17 protein-coding genes are annotated in these 16,260 nt (G+C 70.7%); 12 read left to right on the top strand and 5 right to left on the bottom strand.

Features of this window, described 5'->3' with window-relative positions; genetic code table 11:
* Nucleotides 1-9 precede the first annotated feature (9 nt).
* Nucleotides 10-663, bottom strand: coding sequence for a nuclease-related domain-containing protein (locus BIV03_RS16510; RefSeq protein ID WP_071296472.1), 654 nt, complete (start codon nucleotides 661-663; stop codon nucleotides 10-12).
* Between the two features lie 178 nt (nucleotides 664-841).
* Here BIV03_RS16510 and BIV03_RS16505 point away from each other — a divergent pair, with 178 nt between their 5' ends.
* From BIV03_RS16505 to BIV03_RS16490, 4 genes are all read left to right on the top strand, one after another.
* Entirely contained in the window at nucleotides 842-1,816 is a 975-nt protein-coding gene (locus BIV03_RS16505) for a family 43 glycosylhydrolase (RefSeq protein ID WP_071296471.1), read from the top strand.
* Between the two features lie 106 nt (nucleotides 1,817-1,922).
* Nucleotides 1,923-2,930 carry a TerC/Alx family metal homeostasis membrane protein gene (locus BIV03_RS16500; protein ID WP_071296470.1) on the top strand — a complete coding sequence of 336 codons (1,008 nt, stop codon included), beginning with the start codon at nucleotides 1,923-1,925 and terminating at the stop codon, nucleotides 2,928-2,930.
* A 196-nt stretch (nucleotides 2,931-3,126) separates the two neighbouring features.
* Nucleotides 3,127-4,128, top strand: coding sequence for an aldo/keto reductase (locus BIV03_RS16495; protein ID WP_071296469.1), 1,002 nt, complete (start codon nucleotides 3,127-3,129; stop codon nucleotides 4,126-4,128).
* A gap of 80 nt (nucleotides 4,129-4,208) precedes the next feature.
* Entirely contained in the window at nucleotides 4,209-4,568 is a 360-nt protein-coding gene (locus BIV03_RS16490) for a UBP-type zinc finger domain-containing protein (protein ID WP_071296468.1), read from the top strand.
* A 24-nt stretch (nucleotides 4,569-4,592) separates the two neighbouring features.
* Here the strand turns inward: BIV03_RS16490 and msrA are convergent, their stop codons facing one another.
* Complete coding sequence (gene msrA, locus BIV03_RS16485; protein WP_071296467.1) at nucleotides 4,593-5,114, bottom strand: peptide-methionine (S)-S-oxide reductase MsrA; 522 nt, start codon at nucleotides 5,112-5,114, stop codon at nucleotides 4,593-4,595.
* Nucleotides 5,115-5,199: 85 nt separating this feature from the next.
* Entirely contained in the window at nucleotides 5,200-6,021 is an 822-nt protein-coding gene (locus BIV03_RS16480) for an aldo/keto reductase (RefSeq protein WP_071296466.1), read from the bottom strand.
* 76 nt (nucleotides 6,022-6,097) lie between these two features.
* Here BIV03_RS16480 and BIV03_RS16475 point away from each other — a divergent pair, with 76 nt between their 5' ends.
* Nucleotides 6,098-6,367: a hypothetical protein gene (locus tag BIV03_RS16475; RefSeq protein WP_139199413.1), complete on the top strand. Its 270-nt coding sequence runs from the start codon at nucleotides 6,098-6,100 to the stop codon at nucleotides 6,365-6,367.
* A 28-nt stretch (nucleotides 6,368-6,395) separates the two neighbouring features.
* On the opposite strand, the gene BIV03_RS16470 is transcribed toward BIV03_RS16475, so the two are convergent.
* Entirely contained in the window at nucleotides 6,396-7,406 is a 1,011-nt protein-coding gene (locus BIV03_RS16470) for a LacI family DNA-binding transcriptional regulator (protein WP_071296465.1), read from the bottom strand.
* A 293-nt stretch (nucleotides 7,407-7,699) separates the two neighbouring features.
* Between BIV03_RS16470 and BIV03_RS16465 the strand changes: the two genes are divergently transcribed.
* The 4 genes from BIV03_RS16465 (at nucleotide 7,700) to BIV03_RS16450 (ending at nucleotide 13,024) form a co-directional block, all read left to right on the top strand.
* On the top strand, nucleotides 7,700-9,733 hold the full coding sequence (locus BIV03_RS16465) for a beta-galactosidase (RefSeq protein WP_083403497.1): 2,034 nt from the start codon (nucleotides 7,700-7,702) through the stop codon (nucleotides 9,731-9,733).
* The gene (locus BIV03_RS16460; RefSeq protein ID WP_070417295.1) at nucleotides 9,730-10,644 is read left to right on the top strand and encodes a carbohydrate ABC transporter permease; all 915 of its coding nucleotides are present in this window, start codon (nucleotides 9,730-9,732) and stop codon (nucleotides 10,642-10,644) included. Before BIV03_RS16465 ends, BIV03_RS16460 begins: the two co-directional genes overlap by 4 nt.
* Nucleotides 10,641-11,591: a carbohydrate ABC transporter permease gene (locus BIV03_RS16455; RefSeq protein WP_229085845.1), complete on the top strand. Its 951-nt coding sequence runs from the start codon at nucleotides 10,641-10,643 to the stop codon at nucleotides 11,589-11,591. The genes BIV03_RS16460 and BIV03_RS16455 overlap by 4 nt, the downstream gene beginning before the upstream one ends.
* Nucleotides 11,592-11,686: 95 nt before the next feature.
* The gene (locus tag BIV03_RS16450; protein WP_070417294.1) at nucleotides 11,687-13,024 is read left to right on the top strand and encodes an ABC transporter substrate-binding protein; all 1,338 of its coding nucleotides are present in this window, start codon (nucleotides 11,687-11,689) and stop codon (nucleotides 13,022-13,024) included.
* 85 nt (nucleotides 13,025-13,109) lie between these two features.
* Here the strand turns inward: BIV03_RS16450 and BIV03_RS19865 are convergent, their stop codons facing one another.
* Nucleotides 13,110-13,565: a MarR family winged helix-turn-helix transcriptional regulator gene (locus tag BIV03_RS19865; RefSeq protein ID WP_070417293.1), complete on the bottom strand. Its 456-nt coding sequence runs from the start codon at nucleotides 13,563-13,565 to the stop codon at nucleotides 13,110-13,112.
* Nucleotides 13,566-13,725: 160 nt separating this feature from the next.
* Here BIV03_RS19865 and BIV03_RS16440 point away from each other — a divergent pair, with 160 nt between their 5' ends.
* The 3 genes from BIV03_RS16440 to BIV03_RS16430 all read left to right on the top strand — a co-directional run bounded on the left by BIV03_RS16440 (nucleotide 13,726) and on the right by BIV03_RS16430 (nucleotide 16,238).
* A complete protein-coding gene (locus BIV03_RS16440) occupies nucleotides 13,726-14,379 on the top strand; it encodes a hypothetical protein (RefSeq protein WP_071296464.1) in 654 nt (217 codons plus the stop codon).
* A gap of 126 nt (nucleotides 14,380-14,505) precedes the next feature.
* Nucleotides 14,506-15,387, top strand: coding sequence for a S26 family signal peptidase (locus BIV03_RS16435; protein ID WP_071296463.1), 882 nt, complete (start codon nucleotides 14,506-14,508; stop codon nucleotides 15,385-15,387).
* Nucleotides 15,384-16,238, top strand: a complete 855-nt coding sequence (locus tag BIV03_RS16430) for a LamG domain-containing protein (protein WP_071296462.1) — start codon at nucleotides 15,384-15,386, stop codon at nucleotides 16,236-16,238. Before BIV03_RS16435 ends, BIV03_RS16430 begins: the two co-directional genes overlap by 4 nt.
* Nucleotides 16,239-16,260: the final 22 nt, after the last annotated feature.

The raw sequence follows: 16,260 nt of genomic DNA, 5'->3' as shown, positions 1-16,260 counted from the left end.
CGTCGGGCCTCACGCCGGCCGGAACCGCCGCTGCACCGCCGCCGCGACCGCAGCCACGTCGACCTCCCCGTCGAGCGCAGCGAGCCGCTTCGCGAGCTTCCCCGGCCAGCAGACCTCGACACCGCGCGCGGTGAACGACCCGCCGACGAGCGGCCAGTCCGCCCCGACGAAGCAGAGCGCGCCGTGCACGGGCACCGGGTCGACGAGCTCCCGCACGAGAGCCACCTGGCGGAGGACACCGTCCACCAGCTTCGTCCGGTCGCCACCGACGACGAGCTTCTCCACGCGCGGACGGAACAGTCCGCCCTCGACCACCAGCCGCGGCCGCTTGCCTCGGTAGTGCTTGGCGTCGACGACCCAGACGCCGGCCCGGGTGACGACGATGTGGTCGATGTTCGCGCGGGAGCCGGGGATGCGCCGGTCGTGGAGTACCACGACGTGGTCAGATGCGATGGCGTCGAGTCTCCGTCCGACCTCAGCCTCACCGACGGCGCCGGACCTCCACGCCGCGGTGCTCTGCCGCTCGCTCGAGAGTGCGACGGCGATCGTACCGATCCGCCCCTCGCCCCACGTCGAGCGGATCGTCGCCTCGTCGCGCGCCCTGCGGCGGTCGTACTCGCGCTGCGCGGACGCGCCGGCGCCGGTCGTGTGGTCGGTCCCCATGGACCCATCCAGGCAGACAGCCTGCCTCGTCCACGAGCCCCAGTGCGAGGCGCGCGAGCGACACGACGGGGCGGTCTAACCACCCGACGGGAGGCCCGGTGCCGGACGCCAGCCGCGCCTCCAGTCCGACAAGCGGTCACGCTGGTCCGCACGCGCCGGCGGGGCGCAGAGTGGAGCGATGCCGACATCCGCACCCGACCCAGCCGCACCGTCGCAGACCGTACGTCTCGTCGGCGCCCCCTGGGGCGACACGTCCCGCCGCGGCCGCCCCTACGCGAAGGACCCCTCCGTCATCCGGTTCGGCGGCCGGTACCTGCTGTACTGCTCCCTCCCGTCCGCGAGCGACGACGAACCCGAGGGCTGGTCGGTCGGCATCGCCGAGAGCGACGACCTCGTCACGTGGCGGACCGTGGCCGTGCTGCCGTCGTTCGGGGAGTACGACCGCAGCGGTGCGGCAGCGCCCGGCGCGGTGGTCATCGACGGACGCGTCCACCTCTTCTTCCAGACCTACGGCCGGGGCCGCGAGGACTCGATCTGCCACGCGGTCAGCGACGACGGCCTGACCTTCACGCCGAACCCGGAGAACCCGGTGTTCCGCCCGACGGGGGAGTGGACCTGCGGCCGAGCGATCGACGCGGACCTGGTGGTCGCGGGCGACTGGCTGCTGCTCGGGTGGGTGACGCGTGACCCGACGATGACGACGCAGTTGTTCGGGACGGCACGAGCGCCGTTGGGCAGCGCGTACGGACACGACGACTGGGAGCAGCTGTCCGTCGACGGGCCGGCGCTGGCCCCGGAGCTGCCCTGGGAGCAGGACTGCATCGAGGCGCCGGCGCTGCGGTGGGACGGCGAGACGTTCACGGTGTTCTACGCGGGCGCGTACAACAACCAGCCGCAGCAGATCGGGTGGGCGACGAGCCCGGACGGCCGGACGTGGACGCGCGGCTCCGACGAGCCGCTCGTGCCGGCGGGGCCGGATGGCGCGTGGAACCACTCCGAGTCCGGCCACCCGGGCTTCTTCCGCGACGAGGACGGGCGCGAGTACCTGTTCTTCCAGGGCAACCCGGACGACGGACACACGTGGTGCATCGCGGCGACGGAACTGACGTTCGTCGACGGTGTGCCGGTCGTGCAGACCGACCCCGTGGGCTGACCCCGCCGGGTCGAGGCGGTCACGAACCGCGCCGTCGAGTGCGGGGCCGGCCCGCGCGCGTGGCAAGCTTGGACGTCCCCGACGCCCCCAACCAGGAAGGCCCCGGATGCTCGAGCTCCCGGCCGTGTTCGAAGTCGGCTCCCTCATCGCCATCGTCGCGATCCTGCTGGCCGACCTCCTCGTCGTCGCGCGGCGTCCGCACGTGCCGACACTCAAGGAGTCCGGCCTGTGGGTGGGCCTCTACGTCGGCCTCGCGCTGCTGTTCGCCGTCGCGATGTTCGTCTTCGCCGGTGGGGAGCCGGCCGGGCAGTTCCTCGCGGGCTGGCTGACCGAGTACAGCCTGAGCATCGACAACCTCTTCGTGTTCGTCATCCTCATGGCGCGGTTCTCCGTGCCGAAGGCGATCCAGCAGGAGGTGCTCATGCTCGGCATCATCATCGCGCTGGTCCTGCGCGGCGTGTTCATCCTGCTCGGCGCCCGCCTGATCGAGGACTTCTCGTGGATCTTCTACCTCTTCGGGGCGTGGCTGGTGTGGACGGCGATCCAGCAGCTCCGTGGCGAGGACGACGACGACGACAAGGACAGCCTCATCGTGCGGCTGCTCCGGCGTCGGATCCGCATCACCGACACCTACGACGGCATGAAGTTCCGCATCGTGCAGGACGGCGCACGGCACTTCACGCCGCTGCTGGTGGTCCTCATCGCGATCGGGACGACCGACCTGCTGTTCGCGCTCGACTCGATCCCGGCGATCTTCGGCATCACCGAGAGCGCGTTCATCGTGTTCACCGCGAACGTCTTCGCCCTGATGGGCCTGCGGCAGCTGTACTTCCTGCTCGGCGGGTTGCTCGAGCGGTTGGTCTACCTCAAGTACGGGATCGCGGCGATCCTCGCGTTCATCGGCGTGAAGCTCGTGCTGCACGCACTGCACGGCAACGAGCTGCCGTTCATCAACGGTGGGGAGCACGTCGAGTGGGCGCCGGAGATCGGCACCGGGGTGTCGTTGCTGGTCATCGTCGTGGCGATGGGTGTGGCGACCGGGGCGAGCCTGCTGCGGATGCGCCGCGAGGACGAGTCGCACGACGAGGTCTCCCGCGACGCCGGCACGGCGTAGCGGTCCTGCACCGCGCCCGTCGCGCGCGTCCGGCGGTGGACGCACCACGAGACGGACTGGAGGCGCGGGTCGGGCCCGCACCGTCCCTCCAGGCACGGCCGTCACCCCGCTGGCGCGGTGCGCCGGAACCTGCTGGTGGGGTCCGCTAGCGTCGACACCGGACCCCGCCACCCCTCACGAACCGGATCGAGCAACGATGCCTGACGTCCACCGCCCCGCCGACGACCGCTACGAGCGACTCCCGTACCAGCGCGTCGGGAGGAGCGGCCTGCTCCTGCCCCGCATCTCCCTCGGGCTGTGGAACAACTTCGGCGCCGACCGAGCCCTCACGACCCAGCGCGACATCGTGCTGCACGCGTTCGACCGCGGGATCACCCACTTCGACCTGGCGAACAACTACGGCCCGCCGCCCGGAGCCGCCGAGGAGCAGTTCGGTCGCATCCTCGAGTCGGACCTCCGACCGTTCCGCGACGAGATCGTGGTGTCGACGAAGGCCGGCTACGACATGTGGCCCGGTCCGTACGGCAACTGGGGCTCGCGCAAGTCCATGCTCGCCTCGCTCGACCAGTCGCTCGGACGCCTCGGGCTGGAGTACGTCGACGTCTTCTACTCGCACCGGCCGGACCCCGAGACCCCGATCGAGGAGACCGTCAGCGCCCTCGTGACCGCGGTCCGCTCGGGCAAGGCGCTCTACGCCGGCATCTCGAACTACGACCCGGCGCAGACGGCCGCCGCGGCCGAGGCGCTCGCCGCCGAGAACATCCACCTGCTCATCCACCAGCCGCGCTACAACATGTTCGACCGGGTCCCCGAGGACGGGCTCTTCGACGAGCTGCTCCGTCTGGGGACCGGCGCGATCGTGTTCTCCCCGCTGGCCGGTGGGCTGCTGACGGACCGCTACCTCGACGGCTCGGTGCCGGTCGGGTCGCGGGCGGCGGAGGGGCGCTGGTTCGGCGCGGACCGGATCGACGACGAGTACCTGATGACCGCGCGGGCCCTGAACGACATCGCCGTGTCCCGTGGGCAGACGCTCGCGCAGCTCGCCATCACGTGGGTGCTCCGGCAGCCGGCGGTCACGTCCGCGCTCGTCGGGGCGTCGAGCGTCCGGCAGCTCGACGGGACGCTCGACGCGCTCGATGGTGCGCCGCTGACCGACGAGGAGCTCGCGGCCATTGACGCGCTGGTGCCGCGCGGCTGAGTCCGGGCGGCGTGCTGGCCGGGCGGCTGCGTCCGGGCGGAGCGCTGGCCGCGGGGCTGCGTCCGGGCCAGGATGGTCCCATGACGGACCACGCCGAGATGATCCACCCCGACGTCGCACCGAGCGGACCCGGGTGCGTCGAGTGCGACGCCACCGGGTCCTGGTGGGTGCACCTGCGCCGGTGCGCCGCGTGCGGCCACGTCGGCTGCTGCGACGACTCGCTGGACACCCACGCCACCCGGCACTGGGAGGAGACCGGGCACGCGGTCATCCAGAGCTACGAGCCCGGCGAGACGTGGTCGTACGACTACCGCGACCAGTCGACGTTCGAGGGCGTCGAGCTCGCGGCGCCGACGAGCCACCCCGTGGAACAGGCAGTCCCCGGGCCGGCGGATCGCCTGCCCGGGGACTGGTTGGAACTGCTCGGCGGGTCGCGCTGACCCGCCGGGGCCGATCAGGACGCGTTAGCTCGCGCTGACGGCCTCGTCGCGGCGCGGGAGCGTCCAGCCCGGACGCACGAAGTGGCACGTGTAACCGTGCGGGTGCTTCTCGAGGTAGTCCTGGTGCTCCTCCTCGGCCTCCCAGAACTCACCGGCGGGCTCGACCTCGGTGACGACCTTGCCCGGCCAGATGCCGGACGCGTCGACGTCGGCGATCGTGTCGAGGGCGACCTCGCGCTGCTCGTCGTTCGTGTAGAACACCGCGGAGCGGTAGCTGCGGCCGACGTCGTTGCCCTGGCGGTCCTTCGTCGACGGGTCGTGGATCTGGAAGAAGAACTCGAGCAGGTCGCGGTACGAGATCTGCGACGGGTCGAAGACGATCTCGACCGACTCGGCGTGGTCGCCGTGGTTCCGGTAGGTGGCGTTCGGGGTGTCGCCGCCGGAGTACCCGACGCGCGTGCTGATCACACCGGGACGGCGACGGAGGAGCTGCTGCGCTCCCCAGAAACACCCGCCGGCGAGGATGGCGGTTTCGGTGGTGGTCATGGTGGCCTCCTGAGTTCGGGAGTGCCGCTGGCTGCGGCACCGTGTGGTGCAACCGGCGGGGCCGGTCGTGTGTTCCCGCGCTGCGTCAGGCGGTGGTGTCCTCGAGCGCGTCGAGCGTCGCGACGTCCTCGGCCGACAGCGCGAAGTCCACGTCGGCGTTCGCGGCGATGCGGGACGGCGTGGTCGACTTCGGCAGCGGCAGGACGTCCTTCTCGAGCAGGTAGCGGATCGCGACCTGGGCGACGCTCTTGTCGTACTTCGCCGCGATCTCGGCGATCTGCTCGTTGTCGAGGAGTCCACCGGTGGCGAGCGGGGAGTACCCCTCGGTGAGGATGTCGTGCTCGCGGTCGAAGGCCGTCGTCTCGTCCTGCGTGTTGCCGATGAACCAGCGGATCTGGTTGGCGTGCGGGACGACGTCGGTGCGGCCGAGCAGGTCCTCGAGGTCGGCGACGGCGAAGTTCGAGACGCCGATGCTCTTCGTCCGGCCGGCGTCGTAGACCTCCTCGAGGACCTTCCACACCTCGACGTTGCCGTCCCGGTGGTCCGACCCCATGTCGCTCCAGGGCCACGGCGCGTGCACGAGGTACAGGTCCACGTGTCCGAGGTCGAGGTTGCGGCTGGACTCGTCGAAGGCGTCGCGCGCGCCGGCCGCGGTCTTGATCTCGGCCGGGAGCTTCGTGGTGATGAAGAGCTCGTCGCGCGGGATGCCGCTGTCGCGGACCGCCTCGCCGACGCTGGCCTCGTTGCCGTACGCCAGAGCGGTGTCGATGTGGCGGTAGCCGACGTCGAGCGCGGCCTTGGTGGTGTCGTAGGCGTCGGCGCCGGACGGGATCTGCCAGGTGCCGAACCCGATCTTCGGGATGTGCAGGCCGTTGGACATGGTGAACGTGTCGATGAGAGCGGGCATGCACCGGACAGTACGCCGCGCGGACGTCGGTCGGGTCGTCTACCATTCGAACACACGTTCGAACGAGGAGGGCGAGATGATGCTCACGCAGGAGGTCGCCACGCTGTGGTGGGACCGCGGTGTGCCGGTCCGGATGGTCTGGCGCGAACGGCGGTGGCGGGTCTCCGACACCCCGACGCGGCTGACGGCGACGGCGGAGTACCTGCCGTCGGCGGTGACGCACGCGCCGGAGCACACGGTGGGCTGGCGGTTCCAGGTGAGTGCGGACGACGGTGAGGACGACGTGGTGGTCGTCGACGTCGCGCCGGACGGCACCGGGTGGGTCGTCGCCCGGACGTGGCGCTGACCGGCGCTGCGCGATCCGCGCGGGGGTGTCAGGCGCTGCCGCGCCAGACCACCTCGGTGGGCAGGACGAACCCGCGCGGGGTGTCGTCCGTCCCCGCGATCTGCTCGAGCACCTGCCGCGCCGCGTGCTCACCAAGGGTCCGGGCGGGCTGCCGGACGGTCGAGAGCGGCGGATCGCACCGGAGTGCCCACGCGCTGTCGTCGAAGCCCACCACGCCGACGTCCCCCGGGACCGACCGACCGGCACGCTGCAGGACGTCCATCGCGCCGGCGGCCACGGCGTCCGACGCCGCGAAGACCCCGTCGATGTCCGGCGCCCGGTCGAGCAGCTCGCGCATGCCCTCGACCCCGGCGGTGTAGCTGAAGAGCGGGTTCCGCGCGACGAGCCCGGGGTCGAAGCGGTCGCCGAGCGCAGCGGTGAACCCCGCGAGACGGTCCTGGCCGGAGTCGCGGTCGAGGCCGGACGCGAGCATGCCGATGCGTCGGCGGTCGGTGTCCACGAGTCGCCGGGTGATCTGCTCGGCCGCGGCGCGGTTGTCGATGCCGATCCACGACGTGTTCGGCGCGTCGGACGGGTGGCCGACGAAGCACGCCGGCAGCCCGATCTGCTCGATCGCCCGGGTGACGGGGTCGCCGTCGCGGGCGGAGAGCACGATCGCGCCGTCGACGAAGCCGCCGCGCAGGTACTCCACGACGCGCTCGTTGTCGCGGGCGGAGTCGACCATGATCGTGACGAGCTGCTGGTCCGCCTCGGACAGGACGGCGTTCGTGCCGATGAGGATGTTGCCGATGTTCGGGTCGTCGAGCACCTGGACGCTCGGCTCGTGCACGATGAGCGCCACGGCGCCGGACCGCCGGGTGACGAGACTGCGTGCGGCGGCGCTCCGCACGTAGCCGACGCGACGGACGGCGTCCTGCACGGCTTCGCGGGCCCTGGGCGACACGTACGGTTCGTCGTTGAGCACGCGGGAGACGGTCCCGCGGGAGAGTCCGGCCTCGTCGGCGACGTCCTGGATCGTGGCGCGGGAACGGGCGGACATGCGGCAACGATAGCGGCTGGCCACCCGCGGATCGGCGGTCGGACGGCGTCGAACCACGATCGCGACGTCGAACCGGGCGTCGGTGCTGGTTCGACGTCGGATACCTGGTTCGGCATGGTCGTGTTGACACGGCAGGAATTGTGTCGTTTACTCTGGGAGCGCTCCCAGAACCCTCCGACCCCGTTCGGTCGGTACGGACTGGGAGCGCTCCCAGAACTTGGGTGACCTTCGCCGTCGAAGGGGTCGTTCACGACCGGACGGTGCAGCGCCGCCCCGATCAGCGAGGACCCGACGTGACCACCACCACCCTGCCGACGGCCGCCACCGGCGCGCTCGGGCTCGGCTCGACCGGCTTGGCGTTCGGGTGCGACTACAACCCCGAGCAGTGGGACCCCGAGGTCTGGGTCGAGGACGTCCGGCTCATGCGCGAGGCCGGCGTGAACCTCGTCGCGATCAACGTCTTCGGCTGGTCGCACGTCGAGCCGCGCCGGGGCGAGTACGACTTCGCCGCGCTCGACCGGGTCATCGAGCTCCTGCACGGCGCCGGCATCGGGGTCGACCTCGGCACCGGGACGGCCTCCACCCCGCCGTGGCTCACCACCGCCCACCCCGAGGTCCTGCCGGTCGTCGCCGACGGCACCACCCGCTGGCCAGGTGGACGCCAGGCGTTCTGCCCGAGCTCGCCGGTGTACCGCGAGCACGCCCTCGCCCTGGTCCGCGCCACCGCCGAGCGCTACGGCGACCACCCCGCGGTCAAGCTCTGGCACGTCTCGAACGAGCTCGGCTGCCACAACGCGCACTGCTACTGCGACGTCTCGGCCGAGGCGTTCCGCACGTGGCTCCGCGCCCGGTACGGCACGGTCGACGAGCTCAACGCCGCGTGGGGTACCGCGTTCTGGAGCCAGCGCTACTCCGCGTGGGAGCAGGTCCTGCCGCCCCGGGCGACCCTGTCCTTCACGAACCCCGGCCAGACGCTCGACTTCGACCGGTTCTCGTCCGACGAGCTGCTCGCCCACCACCGCGCCGAGGCCGAGGTGCTCCGCAGTCTGAGTGACAAGCCGGTGACGACGAACTTCATGGTCGCGGCGCACATCACCGCGCTCGACTACTGGTCGTGGACGGCCGACATGGACGTCATCGCGAACGACCACTACCTCGACCACCGTCTGCCCCGACCGCACGTCGAGCTCTCCTTCGCCGCCGACACCACGCGCGGGCTCGCGGGCGGGGCGCCCTGGCTGCTCATGGAGCACTCGACGGGAGCGGTGAACTGGCAGCCGCACAACGTCGCCAAGGCACCCGGGGAAATGCTCCGGAACACCGTGGCGCACATCGCCCGCGGTGCCGACGGGGTCTGCTTCTTCCAGTGGCGCGCGTCCGTCCAGGGCAGCGAGAAGTTCCACTCCGCGCTGCTCCCGCACGCCGGGACCGACTCCCGCGGCTGGCGTGACGTCGTCGAGCTCGGCGACCTCGTCGAGCGGCTCGGCGAACTGCGCGGTTCCCGCGTCGTCGCGGACGTCGCGCTCGTCTTCAGCTGGGAGAACCAGTGGGCGGCCGACCTGGAGGCGTTCCCCACCACCGCGCTCCGCTACCTGGAACAGGTCCACGCGTTCCACGGCGCGCTGTGGGACCTCGGCGTGACGGTGGACGTCGTGGCGCCGGGTGCGCCGCTCGACGGCTACGCCGTCGTGCTCGTCCCCGAGCTCTACCTGGTGCGCGACGAGCACGCCGCGGTCATCGTCGACCACGTCGCCGCCGGGGGCCGGGCGGTCGTCACGTTCTTCAGCGGGATCGTCGACGAGCGTGACCGCGTGCGGACCGGCGGGTACCCCGGTGCCTTCCGTGACGTGCTCGGCGTGCGGGTCGACGAGTTCCTGCCGCTCGCCGCCGACGCGCACGTCGCCCTGTCCGACGGCTCCACCGGCACCGTCTGGAGCGAACCCGTCGAGCTCCGCGGCGCGACGAGCGTGCTCGACTACGCCGCCGGCCAGCTCGCCGGCTCGCCCGCGGTCACGCGCAACGCGCACGGTGCCGGAGCCGCCTGGTACGTCTCCACCGTCCTCGCCGCCGACACGCTCCGCGGCCTGCTCGGTGACGTCCTCGCCGAGGCCGGCGTCGCACCGGACCCCACCGCGCAGCCCGGCCTCGAGGTCGTCCGACGCCGCGACGACCAGCACGAGTGGGTGTTCCTGCTCAACCACACCGACCAGCCCGTCGAGCACCACGTGACGGGCCACGACCTCGTCGCCGACCGACCCCGGACCGGCACCACGACCATCGCCCCCGGTGGCACCCAGATCATCCGCACGGACAGGAAGCGCCCATGACCACCACAGCCCAGCGACCCCGGGTCGCCCGACGTCGACGCGGCGGGGGCTTCCGGTACCGCCGCGCGATCGCCGTCTTCGTCACGCCGTTCGCCGTGCTCTTCACCGCGTTCTACCTCGTCCCGATCCTCTACGCCGTGTGGCAGTCGCTGCAGAAGATCGAGCGCCAGGGGACCTTCGGTGCGCCGACGCAGGTGTTCGGTGGACTGAGCCAGTACGTGCTCGTGTTCCAGAACAGCGAGTTCTGGGGCTCGATCCTCCGCGTGCTGCTCTTCGGTGTCGTGCAGGTGCCGGTGATGCTCGCCCTGGCACTGGTGTTCGCGCTCCTGCTCGACTCGCCCCTGCTGCGCGGCAAGCGGTTCTTCCGCCTGGCGTTCTTCGCGCCGTACGCGGTGCCCGGCGTCATCGCCGCGATCATGTGGGGCTACCTCTACGCGCCGAACCTCTCGCCGTTCTCCGCCGTCACGTCGAAGGTCGACCTGCTCGGCTCCGGCACCGTCCTCTGGGCCGTCGCGAACGTCGTGACCTGGGTCTACGTCGGCTACAACATGCTCATCATCTACTCGTCGCTCCTGGCGATCCCGACCGAGATCTACGAGGCGGCCAAGCTCGACGGGGCGTCGCAGTTCCGGATCGCCTGGTCGATCAAGATCCCGATGGTGGTGCCGGCGATCGTGCTCACCGCGGTCTTCTCCGTCATCGGCACCCTGCAGCTGCTCACCGAACCGACCGTGTTCCGCCAGTTCACCTCGACGATCTCGTCGACCTTCACGCCGAACATGCTCGTCTACTCGACCTCGTCGGTGCCCAACTTCAACCTCGCCGCCGCGTTCTCCGTCGTCCTCGCGGTCGCGACCTTCGTCCTGTCGATCGGGTTCCTCCGACTGACCCAGCGGAAGGCTGACCAGTGACCGTCAACGCACCGAGCCGACGCGACGCCGTGCGGACCGCCGGCCGACCGCTCGAGCCGAACCGCGCCTCCAGGCCCCTGCAGCACGGAGCGCGCGGACCGCGCGAGAGCGTCATCTCGCGCAGCGCCGCGATGCTCGTGATGGGCGTCTTCACGATCTACTTCCTGCTGCCGATCTTCTGGCTGTTCGTGTCGTCGACCAAGACGACCGCGAACTTCAACACGACGTTCTCGCTGTGGTTCAGTGCCTCGTCGGTGCAGGACTTCGTCGCGAACCTGGGCGAGCTGTTCACCCGGCAGGACGGCGTGTACGTGCGCTGGATGCTCAACAGCATCGCCTACGCCGGTGTCGCCGGACTCATCGGCACCGTCCTGTCGGCGATGTGCGGCTACGCGCTGGCGAAGTACCGGTTCCGCGGACGCGAGGCCCTCTTCAACGTGTTCCTCGGCGGCGTCCTCGTGCCGGCGACCGCGCTGGCCCTGCCGCTGTTCCTCATCTTCAGCCAGGTCGACCTGACGGACACGTTCTGGTCGGTCTTCCTGCCGAGCATCGTCAGCCCGTTCGGCGTGTACCTGTCGCGGCTGTTCGCGGCGTCGAGCGTGCCGGACGAGATCATCGAGGCCGCCCGCATCGACGGCTCCGGCGAGGTCCGCACGTTCTTCACCGTGGCCGTCCGGCTCATGTCGCCCGCGCTCGTGACGATCTTCCTGTTCCAGTTCGTCGCCATCTGGAACAACTTCTTCCTGCCGCTCGTGATGCTCCGCGACTCGTCGCTGTTCCCCGTCACCCTCGGCCTCTACACGTGGAACTCGAGCGTGAACCAGTACCCGGACCTCCGCACCCTCGTGCTCATCGGGTCGTTCGTCTCGATCATCCCGCTCCTCGTCGCCTTCCTCTCCCTGCAGCGCTTCTGGCGGTCCGGCCTCGGCGCCGGCGGCCTGAAGTAGCGCCAGACCGCGGCCGACCGGCCCGCCCGACCGCGGCCGACCGGCCCCTCCCGACCAGCACCACCGACCCCACTCACATCCCGAACGGAAACAGCATGAAGACAACGAAGTTCCTCAGCGTCGCCGCCGTCGCGGTCGCCGCGACCGTCGCCCTCGCCGGCTGCAGCACCGGCGGCAGCGGCGCAGGCTCCGGATCCGACACGGCCGCCGCGAGCTGCAAGCCGTCCAGCGGCAAGGTCACCCTCGACTTCACGACCTGGGTGCCCAACATGGACAAGGTCGTGGACATCTGGAACGAGGAGCACCCGGACATCCAGGTCAAGGTCTCCATCGTCGCGAACGGCAACAGCGGCACGTACCAGAACTTCTTCAACCAGCTCAAGGCGAAGCAGGCGCCGGACATCGGTCAGGTCGAGTACGACACCCTGCCGGCGTTCCGCGTGCAGGGCGGCCTCGAGGACATCGGCGCGTGCTCCGGCATCAGCGCCGCGAAGAAGGACTTCTCCGACGGCCTCTGGAACCAGGTCACGTTCGGCGAGTCGAAGTCGGTCTACGCCGTGCCGCAGGACTCCGGTCCGATGGCCCTGTACTACCGCAAGGACCTGTTCGAGAAGGCCGGCCTCGACGTCCCGAAGACGTGGGAGGAGTACGCCCAGGACGCCGTGAAGATCAAGGCGCTCGGCGGCAACATCACCAACTTCGCCAAGGGCGACGTCAACCAGTTCGCCGGGCTCGTGTCGCAGGCCGGTGGCCAGTGGTTCTCGAACTCCGGTTCGGACTGGACGGTGGACCTGACCGACAGCGCGTCGAAGAAGGTCGCCGACTACTGGCAGGACCTCATCGACAAGAAGCTCGTGAACACCCTGCCGAGCTTCACCGACCAGTGGAACAGCGCCTACGACAAGGGGCAGGACTGGACCTGGGTCTCGGCCGTCTGGGGCGCGAACACCATCTCGAGCGGTGCGCCCTCGACCTCCGGCAAGTGGGCCGTCGCGCCGATGCCGCAGTGGACCGCGGGTGAGTCGAAGTCCGCTGCCTGGGGCGGTTCGTCGAACGTCGTCTTCGCGGGGAGCAAGCACCCGGCCGAGGCGTCGGAGTTCCTGGTCTGGCTGAACACCTCGAAGGAGGCACTCGCCGCGCTGAACAAGGAGGCCAACCTCTACCCCGCCTCGTCGACCGGCGCCGAGCTGCCGGCGCTGACCGAGGGGCTGCCGTTCTACGGGAACCAGAAGATCTACGAGGAGTTCGCGACCGCGGCGAAGGACATCCAGCCCTTCACCTGGGGTCCGACGATGACGCAGACCTACTCCGACGTGTCGGACGGCTTCGGGCAGGCGGCGTCCGGGCAGGGCACGCTCCTCGACGCGCTCGAGTCGGGGCAGTCGAAGACCGTGGCGGCGCTGAAGGCGCAGTCGATCCCGGTGAAGGGATGACGCGCGGGTCCTGACGCGCGCCCACGACGGACGGGAGGCACGGTGCCAGCTGGCACCGTGCCTCCCGTCCGTAGTGGGTGCGGTGTCAGCGCATCGCCTCGCCGGCCGATCCGTACAGGCCCGTCGCGAGGTCGGTGAGCACCGCGAGCAGGCCGCCCGCGTGCGTCCGGTCGACCTCGGCGAGCACCTGGGCGTACCGCTCCCGGTGCTCGCGGACGACCCGCTCGCCCTCGGGCAGGAGCCGCAGCAGCGAACCGCGGCGGTCGTTCGGGTTCGGCGCGCGCTCGAGCAGGTCGGCGGCCGTCATGCGGTCGATCATGTTCGTCACGGCGCCGGAGGTCAGCCCGAGGTACCCGGCCACCTCGGTGGGGGTGGAGTAGCCGGTGTCGCTCACGAGCACCAGAGCGCGCAGGGCGTTCTCGTGCACGCCGGCCCGCGCGCTGAGCTGTCCGACGAGGCTCGCGTTCGCGCGCACGACCGCGTCGAACGCCGCGATGAGGTCGGCCGCGTCGGTCGGGTCGGTCGGCGGCGCAGGGGTCACGGGTTCCTCGCTTCGGGTCGGGTGCGGTGGCGTCCCTCGCACTGGGGTCAGTATACGAGTGGTCAATTTGATGAATGACTGACTATCTTGATGATCGAAGCAAACGAGCCCGAGCCGATTGCTCCTCCACTTCCCTGAACGCCCGACCGAAGAGGTTCCCGTGTCCGACAAGCTCCGCACCTCCGCCCTGAAGCGGATCCGATTCGCCCCCGTCGCACTCCTCGCGGGCATCTTCGCCGCCGTGCTGCTCTCCCTCTCGCTCACCGGCACCCTCTCCGGGTTCGCCGCGAGCATCACCAACAGCAGCAACACCGCAGCCAGCGGCACGCTCACGATGCAGGAGCAGAACGCCGGCGGCACCGTCACCTGCACGAGCACCGACGGCGGCTCGGTCTCGACGAACTCCGCCACGTGCTCGACGATCAACAAGTTCGGCGGCAGCACCACGATGACGCCCGGCAACACCGTCACGACCGCGATCTCGATCAAGAACACCGGCACCGCGAACGCCTCGACGTTCACCCTGACCCCGGGTGCCACGTGCACCCAGTCGGCGAACGGTTCGGTGAACGGCACCGCGACCGACCTCTGCGCGAAGATGAACCTCGTCATCTCCTCCGGCTCGACCACGGTGTTCAGCGGCACGCTCGCCAGCTTCAAGGGCGCGGCCGCCTCGGCGTTCACGATGCCCGCCGCACCGGCCGCCGGTGCCTCCGTGCCGTTCACCTTCGCCGTCACGCTCGACTCCTCGGCCGGCAACACCTACCAGGGCCTCGCCGCCTCCGTGCCGATGACCTGGACCTTCACGGCCTAGCCACCCCGACCGGCGACGCTCGACCGACCCCCCCTCCGGTCGAGCGTCGCCACCCATCACCCCACCCCGTCCCACCCCGTCCCACCCCGTCCTCCACCGCCCAGCCGCACACGACCGGAGCAGCAGATGAGCCAGACCGCCGCCATCCCGCTCAGCGGCACGCTCGACCGCCCGCTCCTCGGCGGCCACACCGCCACCCGCTTCGAGACGGTCCTCGCCTGGACGGTCGCCGCGGTCGCCGCCGTCCTCCTCACCGCCGCCGTGCTGTTCCTGTCCGCCGGCGGGCGGTGGTTCGTCGTCGAGACGCCGTCGATGGGCGAGGCCGCGCCGGTCGGCACGCTCGTCCTCGACCTGCCCGTGGACGTCGCCACCCTGCGCGTCGGCGACGTCGTCTCCTTCGAGACCGCGGCGAACCCGGGCGTCGTCTACACCCACCGCATCATCGACGTCGACGCCGCCGGACTGCACACCCGCGGTGACATCAACGGCGCGACCGACCCGTGGACGCTCACGCAGGAGAACGTCATCGGTTCCCCGGTGCTCCTCGTCCCGAACCTCGGGTGGCTGTTCCGGGCGGCGCCGCTCCTGCTCATCGGCACGCTGGTGATCTGGACGCTCACGAGCGTGTTCACCGACCGGGTCACCCGCACCTGCCTCCGCATCGCCGGCGGTGCACTCACGCTGTCGTACGCGGCCTTCATCCTCAAGCCGTTCGTCAACGTCACGACCATCACGAACTCGGCCACCCACGGCGGCGTCGAGGCCACCATCGTGTCCTCCGGCATGTTCCCGGTCCGGGTCGAGGCCCGTGGTGCCGAGAGCGTCCACCTCGTCGACGGGCAGGTCGGGCACATGGTCATCCGCGAGCTCACGAGGAACGGGCACTACCAGCTCACCTCGAACATCGACCTCGGGCCGGTCGGGTGGGGGCTCCTCGTCGTCGCCTGCCTCGTCCCGCTCCTGCTCTGCCTGGCCGTCGGTCGGGTCGAGGCGGTGCGTCCCTCGTGAGACTCCGCCGCCTCCGTGACGGTCGCGTCGTCGCCCTCGTCCTGGTCCTCGCCGTCGCCGTCGTCGGCCTCGCCAACGCGTTCGCGCCGACGCGGTCCGCCTTCAGCGCCGTGGTCGCGAACACCGGCAACAGCGCCGCGACCGCGCCCTACTTCACCTGCAACGCTGCGGTCGGTGCCGACACCTCGACCGCCCTCTTCGCCTACCGCCTCGGCGAGGCCTCCGGTTCGACGACCGCCACGGACTGGTCCGGCAAGGGCCTGAACGGCACCTACCAGGGCTCGATGACGGCGACCACGCCGAGCCCGAACGCCTGCCCGCGCGACGCCGGGAGCTCGTACGCGCTGAACGGCTCGACGAGCTTCGTCTCGACCCCGCGGTCGTACGCCAACCCGACCACCTTCAGCGAGGAGGTCTGGTTCCGCACGACGGTCGCCGGCGGCATGCTCGTCGGGTTCGGCAGCAACCAGGTCGCCGCCTCCGGGCAGCACGACCGCCAGGTCTACCTCAACACCGCCGGGCAGCTCGTCTTCGGCACCTACAACGGGACGACCCAGGTGGTGACGTCTCCGAAGGCGTACACGGACGGCGCGTGGCACCACGTCGTGGCGACGATGTCCGCGAGCACCGGGATGCGCCTCTACGCGGACGGCGCACTCGTCGCGTCGAACACAGCGTTCACCGTGCCCGAGAACTACACCGGCTACTTCCGCATCGGGTACGACACCGTGTCCGGGTGGCCCGGGCAGCCGTCGAACTTCGCCTTCACGGGGTCGATGCGGTACGCGGCGGTCTACGGCTCCGTCCTGTCGGCGACCCAGGTCGCGAACCACGCGGCGGCCGGTCGCTGAGACGCCGACGGACGGGAGGCGC

The sequence above is a fragment of the Curtobacterium sp. MCBA15_016 genome, from assembly GCF_001865105.1.
Taxonomy (GTDB): Bacteria; Actinomycetota; Actinomycetes; order Actinomycetales; family Microbacteriaceae; genus Curtobacterium.
Note: the sequence above shows the minus strand (reverse complement) of the source record. Positions and strands in the feature narration are given on the sequence as shown.